This window comes from Microbacterium sp. SORGH_AS_0888, assembly GCF_030818905.1.
Lineage (GTDB): Bacteria > Actinomycetota > Actinomycetes > Actinomycetales > Microbacteriaceae > Microbacterium.
This window is the reverse complement of the sequence record NZ_JAUTAZ010000001.1, coordinates 1035970-1051199: the sequence shown is the minus strand read 5'-3', so window position 1 is coordinate 1051199 and position 15230 is coordinate 1035970. Positions and strand designations below refer to the sequence as shown.

Annotated in this window: 13 protein-coding genes and 1 pseudogene; 11 read left to right on the top strand and 3 right to left on the bottom strand. The window is 71.1% G+C overall.

Going from position 1 to position 15230, the window contains the following annotated elements; all coding sequences use genetic code 11:
• Positions 1-28 precede the first annotated feature (28 nt).
• Positions 29-1633 carry a MinD/ParA family protein gene (locus QE381_RS05205; protein WP_307216075.1) on the top strand — a complete coding sequence of 535 codons (1605 nt, stop codon included), beginning with the start codon at positions 29-31 and terminating at the stop codon, positions 1631-1633.
• Between the two features lie 7 nt (positions 1634-1640).
• Complete coding sequence (def, locus tag QE381_RS05200; RefSeq protein ID WP_307216074.1) at positions 1641-2132, top strand: peptide deformylase; 492 nt, start codon at positions 1641-1643, stop codon at positions 2130-2132.
• 22 nt (positions 2133-2154) lie between these two features.
• Here the strand turns inward: def and QE381_RS05195 are convergent, their stop codons facing one another.
• Entirely contained in the window at positions 2155-3987 is a 1833-nt protein-coding gene (locus tag QE381_RS05195) for a long-chain fatty acid--CoA ligase (RefSeq protein WP_307216072.1), read from the bottom strand.
• 168 nt (positions 3988-4155) lie between these two features.
• Between QE381_RS05195 and QE381_RS05190 the strand changes: the two genes are divergently transcribed.
• The 3 genes and pseudogenes from QE381_RS05190 (at position 4156) to QE381_RS05180 (ending at position 7162) form a co-directional block, all read left to right on the top strand.
• Positions 4156-5106 (top strand): ROK family glucokinase, encoded by a 951-nt coding sequence (locus QE381_RS05190; RefSeq protein ID WP_307216070.1) that lies wholly within the window; start codon positions 4156-4158, stop codon positions 5104-5106.
• A gap of 5 nt (positions 5107-5111) precedes the next feature.
• The gene (locus QE381_RS05185) at positions 5112-5819 is read left to right on the top strand and encodes a 1-acyl-sn-glycerol-3-phosphate acyltransferase (protein ID WP_307216067.1); all 708 of its coding nucleotides are present in this window, start codon (positions 5112-5114) and stop codon (positions 5817-5819) included.
• 4 nt (positions 5820-5823) lie between these two features.
• A pseudogene (locus tag QE381_RS05180) lies at positions 5824-7162 on the top strand (class II 3-deoxy-7-phosphoheptulonate synthase).
• A 91-nt stretch (positions 7163-7253) separates the two neighbouring features.
• Here QE381_RS05180 and pknB read toward each other — a convergent pair.
• Positions 7254-9191, bottom strand: a complete 1938-nt coding sequence (gene pknB / locus QE381_RS05175; RefSeq protein ID WP_307216065.1) for a Stk1 family PASTA domain-containing Ser/Thr kinase — start codon at positions 9189-9191, stop codon at positions 7254-7256.
• A gap of 116 nt (positions 9192-9307) precedes the next feature.
• On the opposite strand from pknB, the gene QE381_RS05170 reads away from it, so the two are divergent.
• Positions 9308-9655 (top strand): Rv2175c family DNA-binding protein, encoded by a 348-nt coding sequence (locus tag QE381_RS05170; RefSeq protein ID WP_307216063.1) that lies wholly within the window; start codon positions 9308-9310, stop codon positions 9653-9655.
• Here the strand turns inward: QE381_RS05170 and QE381_RS05165 are convergent, their stop codons facing one another.
• Positions 9656-10747 carry a polyprenyl synthetase family protein gene (locus tag QE381_RS05165; protein WP_307216062.1) on the bottom strand — a complete coding sequence of 364 codons (1092 nt, stop codon included), beginning with the start codon at positions 10745-10747 and terminating at the stop codon, positions 9656-9658.
• Between the two features lie 65 nt (positions 10748-10812).
• Between QE381_RS05165 and QE381_RS05160 the strand changes: the two genes are divergently transcribed.
• From QE381_RS05160 to QE381_RS05140, 5 genes are all read left to right on the top strand, one after another.
• A complete protein-coding gene (locus QE381_RS05160; protein WP_307216061.1) occupies positions 10813-11175 on the top strand; it encodes a DUF3040 domain-containing protein in 363 nt (120 codons plus the stop codon).
• Between the two features lie 180 nt (positions 11176-11355).
• Entirely contained in the window at positions 11356-11787 is a 432-nt protein-coding gene (mraZ, locus tag QE381_RS05155) for a division/cell wall cluster transcriptional repressor MraZ (RefSeq protein ID WP_307216060.1), read from the top strand.
• Positions 11788-11890: 103 nt separating this feature from the next.
• Positions 11891-12844 (top strand): 16S rRNA (cytosine(1402)-N(4))-methyltransferase RsmH, encoded by a 954-nt coding sequence (gene rsmH / locus QE381_RS05150; protein ID WP_307216058.1) that lies wholly within the window; start codon positions 11891-11893, stop codon positions 12842-12844.
• Entirely contained in the window at positions 12841-13440 is a 600-nt protein-coding gene (locus QE381_RS05145; RefSeq protein ID WP_307216056.1) for a hypothetical protein, read from the top strand. The genes rsmH and QE381_RS05145 overlap by 4 nt, the downstream gene beginning before the upstream one ends.
• A 4-nt stretch (positions 13441-13444) precedes the next feature.
• Positions 13445-15226, top strand: coding sequence for a penicillin-binding protein 2 (locus tag QE381_RS05140; RefSeq protein ID WP_307216054.1), 1782 nt, complete (start codon positions 13445-13447; stop codon positions 15224-15226).
• Positions 15227-15230 lie beyond the last annotated feature (4 nt).

The window sequence follows — 15230 nt, the reverse complement described above, 5'->3', positions numbered from 1 at the left end:
CGATGGCGCCTGATAGGAGTCTCACAGCATGCCTGATCGCCCCGAACCCGACCCCGAAGACCTCGAGGTCGTGCCGAGCGCGAGCGTCGATGCCGCCGCGATCGACCTCGGAACCCAGACCGCTCAGGTCTCCATCGTGCTCCCGGTCGAGCACGCCGACGACGACCTGGTCGAGGACGACCTGCCGTGCCCGATCGCCGCGGAGACCGAGGACGGCGAGGACGTCGTCATCGCCGAGGCCGAGCCCCTGCACGACGTCCCCGCTCCCGTCACCGTCCGTGCGGTCGAGACGCTCGCGGTCGAGGCCGTCACGGTCGAGCCGGAGGAGCCGTCCCTCGCGTCGCGCGAGTCCGATGCCGCCCCCGTGCCGGACGCCGCCGCGGCCGTGGTGCCGAACGTCGTCGAGGCCGAGGCCTCCGAGTCCGAGCCCGTCTCGCGCGCGGAGTCGGTCGAGGCGCGGGATGTCGCCGACCGCGGCGCCGAGGATCGCGTCGCCGCCTCGCATCCGGCCGAACCCGACCCCGTCACGAACGCCGCGCCCGTCGAGGCGGATCCCGTCACGGTGACGGGCGCCGCCGCATCCGCGCCCGCGTCGACATCCGTGCCCGCGCTCCGTCGCCATCACGTCGACACCGCGACGGTCGCGCTGGCCGCCAAGCGCGTGGGGGAGCGCACGGCCGACCGTGAGAGCCCCGACCTGCTCACGCACGATCGCCTCGTCGAGACGGGCCGCCTCCCCAAGGCCGAGCCCGCGGGGCTCTGGCCGCACCTCGTATACACGTTGAGCGCCCGCCGCATCAACCTCGGCGACAGCCGTCGTGCCCGCGAGCGCAAGGCGCTCGACGCGCGCATCGCCGCCCCGCTCTCCGGCGGCGCCCGGTTCGTGGCCGTGCTCTCCCGCAAGGGCGGCGTCGGCAAGACGACCGTGACGACGCTTCTCGGCATGGCCCTCGCCGACGCCCGTGAGGACCGTGTGATCGCCGTCGACGCCAACCCGGATCGCGGCACGCTCGCCGACCGCATCGGCGCCGCGGGCGGCAAGACCGTCCGCGACCTCTCCCGTGCTCGCACGCAGGTGCACGGCTTCAACGAGCTGTCGGCGGTCGTCGCGCGCGACCGCACGCGCCTGGACGTGCTCGCCTCCGACGCCGATCCCCGGGTGTCGGAGGCCTTCAACGACAGCGACTACCGCGACGTCGCGGAGCTGGCCGCGCACTACTACTCGATCGTGCTCACCGACACAGGCACCGGAATCGTCCACTCCGTCATGGACGCGACGCTCACGGCGGCCGACGGGCTCGTCATCGTGGCGGGCCTCAGCGTGGACGAGGCCCGGCTCGCGTCCGAGACGCTCACGTGGCTCGAGACCAACGGCTACGGGGAGCTCGCCCGTGAGGCGGTCGTCGTGCTCAACACCTCCCGCCCCGGCGTGCCCCTCGTGCGCGCGACCGAGGTGGAGGAGCACTTCCGCACGCGAGTACGCGCCGTCGTGCGCATCCCGTACGACGCGCTCCTCGCGACCGGCGGCGTGATCTCGTTCGCCGACCTCGAAGGCGCCACGCGCGAGGCGGCCCGTCAGCTCGCCGCGACGGTCGTCGAGGGCCTGGCGCCCCGCACCGTGACGGCAGCGTGAGCAGGCCATGACGGTCCGTCCCATCCGCCTGTTCGGCGATCCCGTGCTGAAGTCCCCGAGTGCGGCGATCGAGAAGATCGACGACGGGGTGCGCGCACTCGTGCGCGACCTGCTCGACACGGTCGAGCTCCCGGGCCGCGCGGGCGTCGCTGCCCCCCAGATCGGCGTCGGCCTGCGCGCCTTCAGCTACAACATCGACGGCGACATCGGGTACGTGCTCAATCCCGTCCTCGTCTCGGTCGAGGGCGAGCCGGAGCTGACGGGCGAGGGATGTCTCTCGGTCCCCGGGCTCTGGCACGAGGTCATGCGCCATCCGCACGCGCGGGTGGAGGGCATCGACCTCGACGGGCGACCGGTCGTCCTGGAGGGGGACGGACTGCTCGCGCAGGCGCTGCAGCACGAGACCGACCACCTCGACGGGCACCTCTACCTCGACCGGCTCGACGCGCAGCGCCGGCGCACAGCCCTGCGAGAGGTGCGCGAGAGCGACTGGTTCTGAGCCCGCCCTCGCGGACCGGGCCTCAGGGCAGCGAGACGTTCGTCGTGTTCGCCGGCTCGCTGTAGATCTCCTCGATCTCGTCCGCGAAGTCGTGCAGGATGACGTTCCGCTTGATCGAGAGCTTCGGAGTCAGGTGCCCACTGGCCTCCGTCCACTCCGTCGGCAGGATCGTGAACTTGCGGATCGACTCGGCTCGGGAGACGCCCTCGTTCGCGCGATCGACGGCTCGCTGCACCTCGGCACGGACGGCCGGGTGGGACGCGGCGTCCTCGAGCCTCATGTCCTTGGGCAGCCCGTTGTTCTCCAGCCACGCCGGCAGCATCTCGGGATCGAGGGTCACGAGCGCCGCGATGAACGGCTTCTGATCGCCGACCACGACGACCTGTCCCACGATGGGGTTCCCGCGGATCGGGTCCTCGAGCGCCGCCGGGGCGACGTTCTTGCCGCCCGCCGTGACGATGATCTCCTTCTTGCGGCCCGTGATGGTGAGGAACCCCTCGGAGTCGAACGAGCCGATGTCGCCCGTGCGGAACCACTCGCCGTCGAAGGCCGCCGCGGTCGCCTCCGGGTTGCGCCAGTACTCCTTGAAGACGTTGATGCCGCGCACCTCGATCTCGCCGTCCTCGGCCGTGCGCACCCCGACGCCCGGGAGCGCGGGCCCGACCGTCCCGATCTTGGCCTTGCGCGCCTGGTTCACGGTCGCGGGAGCGGTCGTCTCGGTCAGGCCGTAGCCCTCCAGGATCGTCACGCCGAGGCTGTGGAAGAAGTGTCCGAGACGCGGGCCGAGCGGGGCCGAGCCCGAGATCGCGTAGACCACGTTGCCGCCCATCGCGTCGCGCAGCTTGCCGTAGACGAGCTTGTCGAACAGCGCGAACTTCAGCTTCAGGCCGAGCGGGATCCGCTCCCCGTCCTGCAGCCGTCGGGAGTGCTCGACCGCCGCGGCGACCGCGGCGCGGAAGATCTTCCCCTTGCCGCCGGCCTCGGCCTTCTGCTCGGCGGAGTTGTAGACCTTCTCGAACACGCGCGGGACGGCGAGCAGGAACGTGGGCTTGAAGGTCCCGAGCGCCTCGACGAGGTGGCGCGTGTCGGGCTGGTGCCCGGTCTTCACCCCGGCATGGATGTCGAGGATCGAGATGAACCGCGCGAACACGTGGGCCGTCGTGATGAACAGCACGGTGGAGGCGCCCGGGGTCTCGACGACCTCCCGCAGCGAGGTCGCCGCGTTGCGGGCGAGCTCGACGAAGTTGCTGTGCGTGAGCACGCATCCCTTGGGCCGTCCCGTCGAGCCCGAGGTGTAGATCAGGGTGGCGATGTCGGCGCCCACGGCGAGGTTCCGGCGCCGTTCGATCTCCTCGTCAGGGATGTCGGCGCCCGCGGCCGAGATCCGGTCCAGGTCGCCCGCATCCATCCGCCAGCTCTCGCGGATCATCGGCAGCTTCCCGCGCACCTCCTCGAGACGCGCGGCGTGCTCGGCGCTCTCGACGAGGCACGCGATCGCGCCCGAGTCCGACAGGATCCACTCGATCTGGCTCGGCGAGCTCGTCTCGTAGATCGGGACCATCACGGCCCCGGCGTAGAAGAGCGCGAAGTCGACCAGTGTCCAGTCGTAGGTCGTGCGGGCGAGGAAGCCGACCTTCTCGCCGGGCTGGATGCCCGCTGCCACGAACCCCTTCGCGAGCACCTGCACCTGGCGGCGGAACTCGGCTGCGGTGATGTCGCGCCAGCGGTCGCCGTCCGGGACGGCGAACAGCGCGCGGTCGGGCGTCGCGGCGACCCGCTGCTCGAGCAGATCGGTGATGTTGTCGTTCGGGGCCGCGGGAACGATCGCGGGGATGTCGAACTTTACGACGGTCATGGGCGGCAGCTCCTTCGATACCGGTGCACTTCGTGAGACTTGAGTCTACTCACACGTGAGACTCAGTCCCACTGTGATGCGGTGTTCCGGATGCCGTCCGGTGCGCGCGTCTGCGGTGCGGGGCGTGCGCACTACGCTGTTGGAGGCCGAACGACGGAGGGACGAAGCGTGCGGGCAGTGGGTATCGACATCGGCGGCACCAAGATCGCAGGGGGTGTCGTCGACCCCTCCGGTCAGATCGTCCGGCGTGCGCGGGTGGCGACTCCGGCATCGGTGTCGGGCATCCAGACTGTCGTGGCCGACATGATCACCGAGCTGGCCGACGGCGAGGAGGCCGTGGCCGGCGTCGCAGCCGCCGGCTTCATCGACCGCGACCGTTCGACCGTCTACTTCGCGCCGAACATCGCCTGGCGCGATGAGCCGCTGCGCGACAAGCTGCAGGCGCTGACGGGGGTGCGGATCGTCGTCGAGAACGACGCCAACGCGGCCGGCTGGGCGGAGTACCGCTTCGGCGCCGGCGAGGAGCTCAGCGATGTCGTCATGCTCACCCTGGGCACCGGTGTCGGCGGTGCGGTCGTGATCGACGGCGAGCTCTTCCGCGGCGGCCACGGGATCGGCGCCGAGCTCGGGCACGTGCGGCTGATCCCCGATGGACGCACCTGCGGCTGCGGCCGACGCGGCTGTCTCGAGGTCTACGGCTCCGGCCGGGCGCTGCAGCACGAGGCCGAGGAGATCGCGCGGGATGCGGCCTTCGGCATCGGGGCGGGACTGCGTGCCGTGCGGGACAAGCTCGGCCACATCCCGGGCGAGGAGATCTCGCGGCTCGTCGCGGCATCCGATCCGGGAGCGCGGGAGGCGCTGCACCGCGTCGCCACCGCCGTCGGGACCGCGTGCGGGAGCCTGGCCGCCGTGCTGGACCCGGAGCGGTTCGTGATCGGCGGGGGAGTCTCGCAGCTGGGGGACGTGCTGCTCGCGCCCATGCGGGAGGCGTTCGCCGCCGCGATGCCGGCGTACGGATCCCGTCCCGTCGCGGACTTCGCGGTCGCGCGACTGACCAACGACGCGGGCGTGATCGGCGCGGCGGATCTCGCGCGCCGGGCCCTCGCTCCGCAAGACTGAGCACCATGTTCTACTGGCTGATGAAGTACGTGCTCGTCGGGCCGCTGCTCAAGGCCACCTTCCGGCCGTGGATCGTCGGCCGGCGGAACGTGCCCGCCTCGGGGGCGGCGATCCTCGCGAGCAACCATCTGTCGGTGTCCGACTCGATCTTCCTGCCGCTCATGATCGACCGGCCGATGGCGTTCCTCGCCAAGAGCGACTACTTCACCGGGACGGGCCTCAAAGGCTGGGCGACGCGCATGTTCATGAAGGCGACGGGACAGATCCCGATCGACCGCTCCGGAGGCCAGGCATCCGAGGCCGCTCTCAACACGGGGCTTCAGGTGCTCGGCCGCGGTGACCTGCTGGGCATCTACCCGGAGGGCACGCGCAGTCCCGACGGCCGCCTGTACCGCGGTCGCACGGGCCTTGCCCGGATGGCGCTGGAGGCGAAGGTCCCCGTCATCCCCGTCGTGATGGTCGACACCGACCAGGTCATGCCGATCGGGCGCACGATCCCGCGCATCGGACGTGTCGGGATGATCATCGGCGAGCCGCTCGACTTCTCCCGCTTCGAAGGGTTCGAGGGCGACCGCTACGTCCTGCGATCGGTCACGGACGAGATCATGGTCGCGCTGCAGCGTCTGGGCGCGCAGCGCTACGACGACGTCTACGCGTCCAGCGTGAAGGACCGTCTCGCGGCACCGGCCGACGCCGCCGCGCCACTAGACTGATCCGATGCACTCCCTGCCCGACACGCTCGACGACTGGCGTGCCCTCCCGATCAAGCAGCAGCCCCAGTGGTCGGACCCCGGCGCCGTCGCCGCGGTCTCCGCCGAGCTCGCCACGCTTCCTCCGCTGGTGTTCGCCGGCGAAGTCGACATCCTCCGCGACCGGCTCGCCGCCGCCGCCGCCGGACGCGCCTTCCTGCTCCAGGGCGGCGACTGCGCCGAGACCTTCGCGGGCGCGACGGCGGAGCAGATCCGCAACCGCATCAAGACGGTCCTGCAGATGGCCGTCGTGCTCACGTACGGCGCGTCGATGCCCGTCGTCAAGATGGGGCGCATGGCGGGGCAGTTCGCCAAGCCGCGCTCCAGCGACACCGAGACCCGCGGTGATGTCACGCTTCCCGCCCTACCGCGGCGACATCGTCAACGGCTACGACTTCACGGAGGCCTCCCGACGCGCCGATCCGGCGCGCCTGCTGAAGGCGTACCACACCTCGGCCTCGACGCTGAACCTCATCCGCGCGTTCACGCAGGGCGGCTTCGCCGACCTCCGCGAGGTCCACAGCTGGAACAAGGGCTTCGCGGCGAACCCCGCGAATCAGCGCTACGAGCGCCTCGCGACCGAGATCGACCGGGCGATCAAGTTCATGGAGGCGGCCGGCGCCGACTTCGACGAGCTCCGCCGCGTCGAGTTCTACACGGGCCACGAGGGTCTGCTGATGGACTACGAGCGACCCATGACGCGGATCGACTCGCGCACGGGAACGCCGTACAACACCTCGGGGCACTTCCTGTGGATCGGCGAGCGCACGCGCGAGCTCGACGGTGCGCACGTCGACTACTTCTCGAAGATCCGCAACCCCATCGGCGTGAAGCTCGGGCCCGCCACGACGCCCGAGACGGCGCTCGCCCTCATCGACAAGCTCGACCCGGAGCGGGAGCCCGGCCGGCTCACGTTCATCACGCGGATGGGCGCGGGCAAGATCCGCGACGCGCTGCCGCCGCTGCTGGAGGCCGTGAAGGATGCGGGAGCCACCCCGCTGTGGGTCACCGACCCCATGCACGGCAACGGCATCACCTCGCAGAACGGCTACAAGACGCGACGCTTCGACGACGTCGTGGACGAGGTCCGCGGCTTCTTCGAGGCGCATCGCGCCGTCGGCACGTTCCCCGGCGGCATCCACGTGGAGCTCACGGGCGACGACGTCACGGAGTGCCTGGGCGGGTCGGAGCACATCGACGAGGCGACCCTCGCGACGCGCTACGAGAGCCTGTGCGACCCGCGCCTCAACCACATGCAGAGCCTCGAGCTCGCCTTCCTCGTCGCCGAGGAGCTCGAGCGGCTCTGAGCCGCCATCGGCGCATGAACGCGCGGAGGTCGCAGGATTCCTCGAGAAACCTGCGACCTCCGCGCGTTTCTGCGACCGCGGGAGCGGGGGATCAGAACGAGCCGCTGATCGACAGCGTCACGGTCGTCCCCTTGGCGCGCTGGCTGTTCGCGGCGGGGTTCTGCGCCGTCACCGAGGTCACGGAGTCCGGGAACAGGTTCCAGCTCGCGTTGTAGGTCACCTCGAAGCCGGCGATCTCGAGCTGCTGCTTGGCTCGATCGCGCGTCATGCCGACCACGTTCGGCACCGGGAACAGCTGCGGTCCCTTCGAGACGCGCAGGGTCACGGTGTCGCCCGGTCGCCAGTTTCCGCCGCCGTCGCGGTCGCCGATGCCGATGACCCTGCCGCTGTCGACGCTGTCGCTGTACTCCTCGGAGGACTGCACCTTCATGCCGACGCCGCTGAGGATCGTGGATGCGTCCGCGACGCTCTTGCCTGTCACGTCCGGCAGCGGGCCGAGCGAGGCGGTCAGCGCGGCGGTGTCTCCCTCGTGGACCGTGCAGCCCTTCGTGCAGTCGACGGCGTCGCCGCCGCCGCGCGGGGTCACGGTCGCCGAGAGGACGGTGTCCGCCGGCGCATCCGAGAACTCCTTGGCAGCGTCGCCGAAGGTGACCACGGCCGCGGAGAGGGCGTTCCGGGCCTCGGAGAGCGACATCCCGCCCAGTGCGGGGAGATCGTGCGGCTGCGGGCCGATGGAGACCACGAGCCGTACGGTCGAGGCCTTGTCGACCCGGCTGCCGGCATCCGGCTCGCTGCGGATCACGAGCCCGCTCGCGACGTCGAGCGCGTACTCCTCGCCGCGCTCGACCTGCAGCCCCTGCGCGGTCACGACCCCCGCCGCCTCGTCGTAGGGCAGGTCGGACACCGCCGGCACGGAGATCAGGGAACCGGGTCCGGACCCGAACCACCAGCCGCCCGCGCCCGCCGCCGCCGCGAGCAGCAGCACGAGCACGAGCAGCCACCCGCCCCGGGCGGCGCGACGACGCGACCCGCGTCGCAGCAGGGCCGCGTTGTCGGCCTCCGCGGCCACCGGGATCCCGGCGGTGACGGTCATCGGCATCGCCTTGGTGACCTCGCCCGAGTCGAGACCGGCGCGCTCCACGGCCGTCCCGACCGCGAGGGTCCGCGCGACCTGCGGTGCGATGCCGAGCTCGGCCTCGATGTCCCGGAGGCGGCGCAGCATCTCGTCGGCGTCGGCGGGACGCCCGTCGGGGGAGCGCTCCGTGGCCCACAGGACGAGCTCGTCGAGCTGATCCGGCACACCCGGGTTCTTCGCGCTCGGGCGTGGCACCGAGTCGGTCGCGTGCTGATAGGCGATCTGCATGGGCTGCTCGCCCTTGTACGGCTGCTCGCCCGTGAGCATCTCGTAGAGCATGATCCCGAGCGCGTAGATGTCGCTGCGTGCGTCGGCGGTCCCGCGCGTCACGAGCTCGGGAGCGAGATAGGCGATCGTGCCGAGCAGCATCTGGCCGCTCGCCGTGTTCGCGGTCGTGGCGCGGGCGAGGCCGAAGTCGCCGATCTTGATGCGGCCGTCCTCGGCGAGCAGCACGTTCTCGGGCTTGACGTCGCGATGGACGATCCCGGCGCGGTGGGCGGCCGCGAGACCCGACAGGATCGCATCCATGATGGTGATCGTCTGCGGCACGCTCAGGCGCCGCTGCTCCCGCATGAGGTCGCGCAGCGTCATGCCCGGCAGATACTCCATCACGAGGTACGCCATGTCCTCGTCCTGGCCCTGGTCGAACACGTTCACCACGTGCGGATCGGCCAGACGTGCGGCCGCACGGGCCTCCTGGATGAATCGGCTCTGGAACACGCTGTCGTCGCTGAGGTGACCGTGCATGACCTTCAGCGCGACGCGGCGCTCCAGTCGCAGATCGGTCGCGACGTACACGGTGGCCATGCCGCCGCGGGCGATCCGGGCGCGCACGCGGTAGCGCCCGTCGACCAGTCGGCCGATCAGCGGATCCGCGCGCTGGCTCGTGTTCACGGTGAGAGTCTACGGAGGCATGCCCGTGAGGCCGCGGAACGGCTCGCCCCCCGTGCGGAGCCGGTCCGCGGCCTCACGCGGCGGCGCGAGGCCGCATCCGGTGCGATAGTTGCTGTGTGGCAGAGACGACCGAACCCCTCGACACCGCCTGGCTGACCCTTCCCGACCTGGTGTCGGTGCTGGACGAACCGCTCGGACGCGTGCGGAGAATGCTCGACGACGCGCAGCTGATCGGCTCGCGGCGCACCGGCGTGTTCGCGGTCCCGGCGGCGTTCATCGTGTCGGGCCGTCCGCTCGCCTCGCTTCGCGGCACGGTCTTCGCGCTGCGCGACGCGGGCCTCAGCGACGACGAGGCGATCGACTGGCTCTTCGCGGTGGACGACACGATCGGGCAGCCCCCGCTCGCGGCGCTGCGTGCCGGCCGGAAGAGCGAGGTGCGCCGCGTGGCGAGGACGCTCGCCTGATCAGGATCGGCGTTCGGTCGCGGCGCGCGCGAGGTCGCGGAGCCGCCCGACGGCGCGGGTGCCGAGGTCGGCTCCCGCGAGAGCGCGGTCGGCGGTTCGCGCGTAGTCGGCGATGAGCCGCTCGACCCGGTCGACGGCGCCCGACTCGACCAGGGTCCGCTGCAGCGAGCCGATCTGCTCGGCGTCGAGGGCGGGATCGCCCAGCAGCTCGTCCATCGTCCGACGTACTGCGGCGGGGACGCCCTGGCGGGCGTAGGCGATCAGAACCGTGCGCTTGCCCTCGCGCAGGTCGTCTCCGGAGGGCTTGCCGGTCTCGCGCTCGTCGCCGAAGACGCCGAGGACGTCGTCGCGCAGCTGGAAGGCCATGCCGATGGGATGTCCGAACCCGCTGAGCGCCGCGCGCTGGCCCTCGTCCGCGCCGGCGAGCGCGGCACCGATGAGGAGGGGCTGCTCGACGCTGTAACGCGCCGACTTCAGCGATGCCACCCGCAGCGCCCGCTCGGCGTGCTCCTCGTCGGGGGAGACGGCGAAGGCGGACTCCTCCGCGATGTCGAGGAACTGCCCGACCGTGACATCGCGCCGCATGATCGCGTACTGGCGGCGCGCGTCGGGGGCGCAGGCTCCGGCGTGCGCGAGCCCCGACTCGAGCAGGTCGTCGCTCCACGCCACGAGCAGGTCGCCCAGCAGCACGCCGGCGGAACGGCCGAAGGCGGCGGCGTCGCCGTGCCAGCGCGCATCGCGGTGCGCGCCCTCGAGCTGCCGGTGGGCGGCGGGGCGTCCTCGCCGGGTGTCGGAGTTGTCGATGATGTCGTCGTGCACGAGCGCGGCGGCGTGGAAGACCTCGAGCGCGGCGGCGGCGGAGACGACCGCCTCGGGCGGAGAGGAGAGGTCGCCGTGCGTCTCGGCCACGGCCTCCCAGCCCGTCAGGCAGAAGCGCGCGCGCAGCCGCTTGCCGCCGGCGACGGTGGATGCGGCGACCTCCAGCAGCGCGGCCGCCTCGGGTCCCCACGACTCCGTCTCCTGACGCTGAGCGGCGAAGAAGGTACTCAGACGCTGGGAAACCGCCTCGATCGGATCCGGGGAGCTCGACACGGGCCTAGCCTAGTTCCCGAGGCCCCGCGTAGAATCTGGGCACGATCATCATCCGAGGGGGATGCATGCCACTCTCCGAACAAGAGCAGCGTCTGCTCGATGAGATGGAACGCCATCTCATGGGCAACGACGCAGACGTCGTCAAGGCGGACGGCGGAACGCGCGCGCTCAGTTACCGCAACATCGTCATCGGCTCCCTGCTCGTCCTCGCCGGACTGGGCGTGCTCGTCTTCGGCCTCTCGTCGCAGATCATCGTCGTGGGCGTCGTCGGGTTCGTCGTGATGCTGGGCGGCGTCGTGTTCGCCCTCACCCCCTCCCGCCACCTCCGCAGCAGCGTCGCCCACGCGCCGCGCGCGGCCAAGCCGTCCGGGGCCTCGTTCATGGACCGTATGAACGACCGATGGGACCGCCGCCAAGAAGGCCGCTGAGTCTCCCGCACCACCCCGCTGAAAGGCGCCGACCCCCGGGTCGGCGCCTTTTTCGTGCGCGCGCACGGCGCTCGTGGGGGCAGATCGTGCTCTGGTGGAGCGTGAGGGTAGTGATGTGGAGGAACGTGGAGTATGGTGGAGCCACCTCGTGGCCGGACGAAGGAGGGTGGTGATGTTCGGATGCTGCTCGGCACCCACACCCCCAAGCTCGACGACAAGGGCCGGCTCATCCTCCCGGCCAAGTTCCGCGACGATCTCGGAGACGGCATCGTGATCACGCGGGGCCAGGAGCGCTGTCTCTACGTGTTCAGCACGAGCGAGTTCGAGCGCGTCCACGACCGCATCCGTGAGGCGCCGCTGACCAACAAGCAGGCGCGGGACTTCCTGCGCATGTTCCTCTCCGGCGCGAGCGCCGAGACCCCCGACGGCCAGAACCGCGTCACCATCCCGCCGGCACTGCGCGCCTACGCGGGACTCGAGCGTGAGCTCGTGCTCACGGGCGTCGGAGCGCACGCCGAGATCTGGAACGCGGAGGCGTGGAACGCCTACGCCGCCAGCAACGAAGAGATCTATTCCGACATGGAGCAGGAGGTGATCCCGGGCCTGTTCTGAGCCCTCGGCTGCGACTCCCCGCCGCTCACGCCCTGACGCACTTCCCCGGCGCCAGGTCGACGAGCGGAGGGGGATCGGAGCCGAGGGAGCGGCCCTCGAGACCATGAGCCTCCGCGACATCCACACCCCCGTCCTGCTCGAACGCTGCGTCGAGCTGCTCGCCCCGGCGGCCTCCGTGCCCGGCGCGGTCGTCGTCGACGCGACGCTCGGCATGGGCGGGCACACCGAGGCGCTCCTCGAGCGCTTCCCGGGACTCCACGTGATCGGCCTCGACCGCGACACCGACGCGCTGCGTGTCGCCGGCCGGCGCCTCGCCCCGTTCGGCGACCGCGTGACGTTCGTGCACACGGTCTACGACGGGATCGCCGAGGCGGTCGCCGGTGCCGGCCTCCAGCGCGTCGACGGCGTGCTGTTCGATCTCGGCGTCTCCTCGTTGCAGCTGGACGAGGCCGACCGAGGGTTCGCGTACGCACGCGACGCGCCGCTGGACATGCGCATGGACCAGACGACGGGGACCACCGCCGCCGACGTCCTCGCAACCTATGGCGAGGGCGACCTGCGCCGCATCTTCGAGCGATACGGCGAGGAGAAGCTCGCCGGGCGCTATGCCCGAGCCATCGTCGCGGCGCGCGCGCAGGCGCCGATCGACCGGTCGGCGCGACTCGTGGAGATCCTGGATGCCGCGACCCCCGCGGCGCTCTCGCACGCCGGGCACCCGGCCAAGCGGGTCTTCCAGGCACTGCGCATCGAGGTCAACGGCGAGCTGGCCGTCCTCGAGCGCGCCGTTCCCGCCGCACTCGACCTGTTGCGCGTGGGTGGGCGCATCGTCGTGATGTCCTACCAGTCGCTCGAGGACCGGCTGGTCAAGCGAGTGCTGCAGGCCGCGTCCGCGTCGACCGCGCCCGCGGGCCTGCCCGTGGAGCTCCCGGAGCACGCGCCGCGGTTCCGCCTGCTCGTGAAGGGGGCGGAGCTCGCCTCCGAGGAGGAACGTGCGCGCAACCCGCGCGCGACGCCGGTGCGCCTGCGCGCCGCCGAGCGGATCAGGGAGGCCGCATGAGCGCCGCGACCGGCGTGCTCCGCGCCCCCGGACGTCGACCCGAGGAGGTCGGCGCGGACATCCCGCGCCGCATCCTCACCCCGGTGCCCGCGCCGACGCGCCGCCGACGTCCGCGTCTGGCCTACGGCATCCTCGCTCTCACGGGCGCCCTCGCGATCGTGGGCGCGCAGATGCTGCTGTCGGTTCTGTCGACGCAGAGCTCGTTCGAGATCTCCGCGCTGACCCAGCAGCAGACCGAGCTCACCTGGCAGAAGCAGATCCTGGCCGACGACATCACGGGGCTCAGCTCGCCCCAGTACCTCGCCGCGAACGCGACCGCCCTCGGCATGGTGATCGACGAGTCGCCGAGCTATCTGCGGCTCAGCGACGGCGCGATCCTCGGCGCGCAGCAGCCCGCCGCGCCCGCGTCGTCGGTCGACGCGCTCCACCGGGGGCTCGTGGGCAACAACCTCATCGCCCAGACCCCCCTGGTCACCGCGCCGGATGCGACCATCACGGGCGTCGAGAAGCCCGCGACGTCCACGCCGCCGACCGCCCCAGAGACCGTGACACCCCCGACGCTGACCGAAGGCCTGCCGACACCGGCCACCCATTGAGAGCATGACGACCAGAAGCACCCGTACCCCCCGCCGCCGGACCGTCGTCGCGCTCGGCGTCGTCCTGGCGATCGTCATCGCGTTCGTCGTCAGGCTCGTCGACATCCAGGTCGTGAACGCGGATGCGAACATCGCCCAGTCGCTGTCGATGGGGATCGGCGTCAGCAAGCCGATCGACGGCACGCGCGGGTCCATCGTGGACGAGAACGGCACGGTGCTGGCAGACAGCATCCTCACCTACGACGCCCAGCTGGATCCGAGCACGGTCGGTCCCGTGAAGCGGATCGGCGCCGACGGCACGACCACGACCGTCGACTGGCCGACCGCCGCGGGCCAGATCGGTGCGATCACCGGACAGAACCCGGACGACATCCAGAAGCTCGTCTCCGATGCGCTCGCCAAGGATCCGGGCTCGCAGTACGCGCCCCTCGCGACCGGGCTCTCGACCGCGAAGTACGTCGCCCTCAAGAACCTGAACCTCCCCTTCCTCGCGTTCCGTGCGAATCCGGCGCGCGCCTACCCGGCGGGCGCCGTCGCCGGCAATCTCGTCGGCTTCGTCGGCAGCGACGGCAATCCGCTCGCCGGACTCGAGGACGCGCAGAACCAGTGCCTCTCGCCGACCGCCGGCAGCGTCACCTACGAGCAGGGCATGGACGGCAACATCATCCCGGGCACCGAGACGGAGAAGCCCGCCGTCGACGGCGGCACCTTGAAGCTCACGATCAACAGCGATCTGCAGTGGTACCTGCAGCAGCTGGTCGCTCAGAGTGTGCAGGACATGGGCGCGAACTACGGGACCATCACGGTCGTCGAGGTCAAGACCGGCAAGATCCGCGCCGCCGCCGAGTACCCGACGGTCGACCCGAACAACATCAACGCCCCCGGCTCCTACCTCTACAGCCGGATCTTCAACAGCACGTTCGAGCCCGGGTCGACCTTCAAGGCGATCACCGCGTCGACCCTCATCGACGCGGCGGGACAGTCGCCCACCTCGACCGCCGAGGTCCCCGCGGCCAAGTCCTTCGACAACGGTGCCCGTGTGATCGACGCCGACATGCACCCGACCGAGAACTACACGCTCGCCGGCGTGCTGATCAACTCGTCGAACGTGGGCGCCTCGGTCTTCAGCGAGCGCGTCAGCCCGCAGACCCGATACGACTATCTCCAGCGGTTCGGCATCGGCTCCGGCAGCGCGGTGAACTTCCTCGGCGAGGCGAAGGGCCTGGTCTACCCGCCCGACCAGTGGAACAACCAGATGCTCTACGACACCTCCTACGGTCAGGGTCTGACCACGACCATCCCGGAGCTGATGGACGCGTACGTCGGCATCGTCAACAACGGCCAGAAGGTGCCGCTGTCGCTCGTCGAGTCGTGCACGCACCCCGACGGCACGGTCGACACGCCGCCCGCCCCGGCCACGACGCAGGTCGTCAGCCCGGACACCTCCGCGCAGATGCGCGAGATCCTCGAGAACGTCGCGCTGCAGGGCTCCGTCGCCGACCAGGTGAAGATCCCCGGCTACCGCATCGGGCTGAAGACCGGGACGGGGCAGAAGACCGACGGCAACGGCCACTACAAGAGCGACGTCTACTACACCTCGCTCATCGGGTTCGCCCCCGCCGACGACCCGCAGTACCTCGTGGCCGTCACGCTCGACGAGCCGACTGCGGTACGCTCGTCTGCGGCCAACGCGCCCGCCTTCCAGAAGGCGATGACCCAGGTGCTCAAGACCTTCCGGGTCCCGCCGTCCACGACCCAGCCGGTCGTGCTGCCGCAGACAGGCTGAGCGC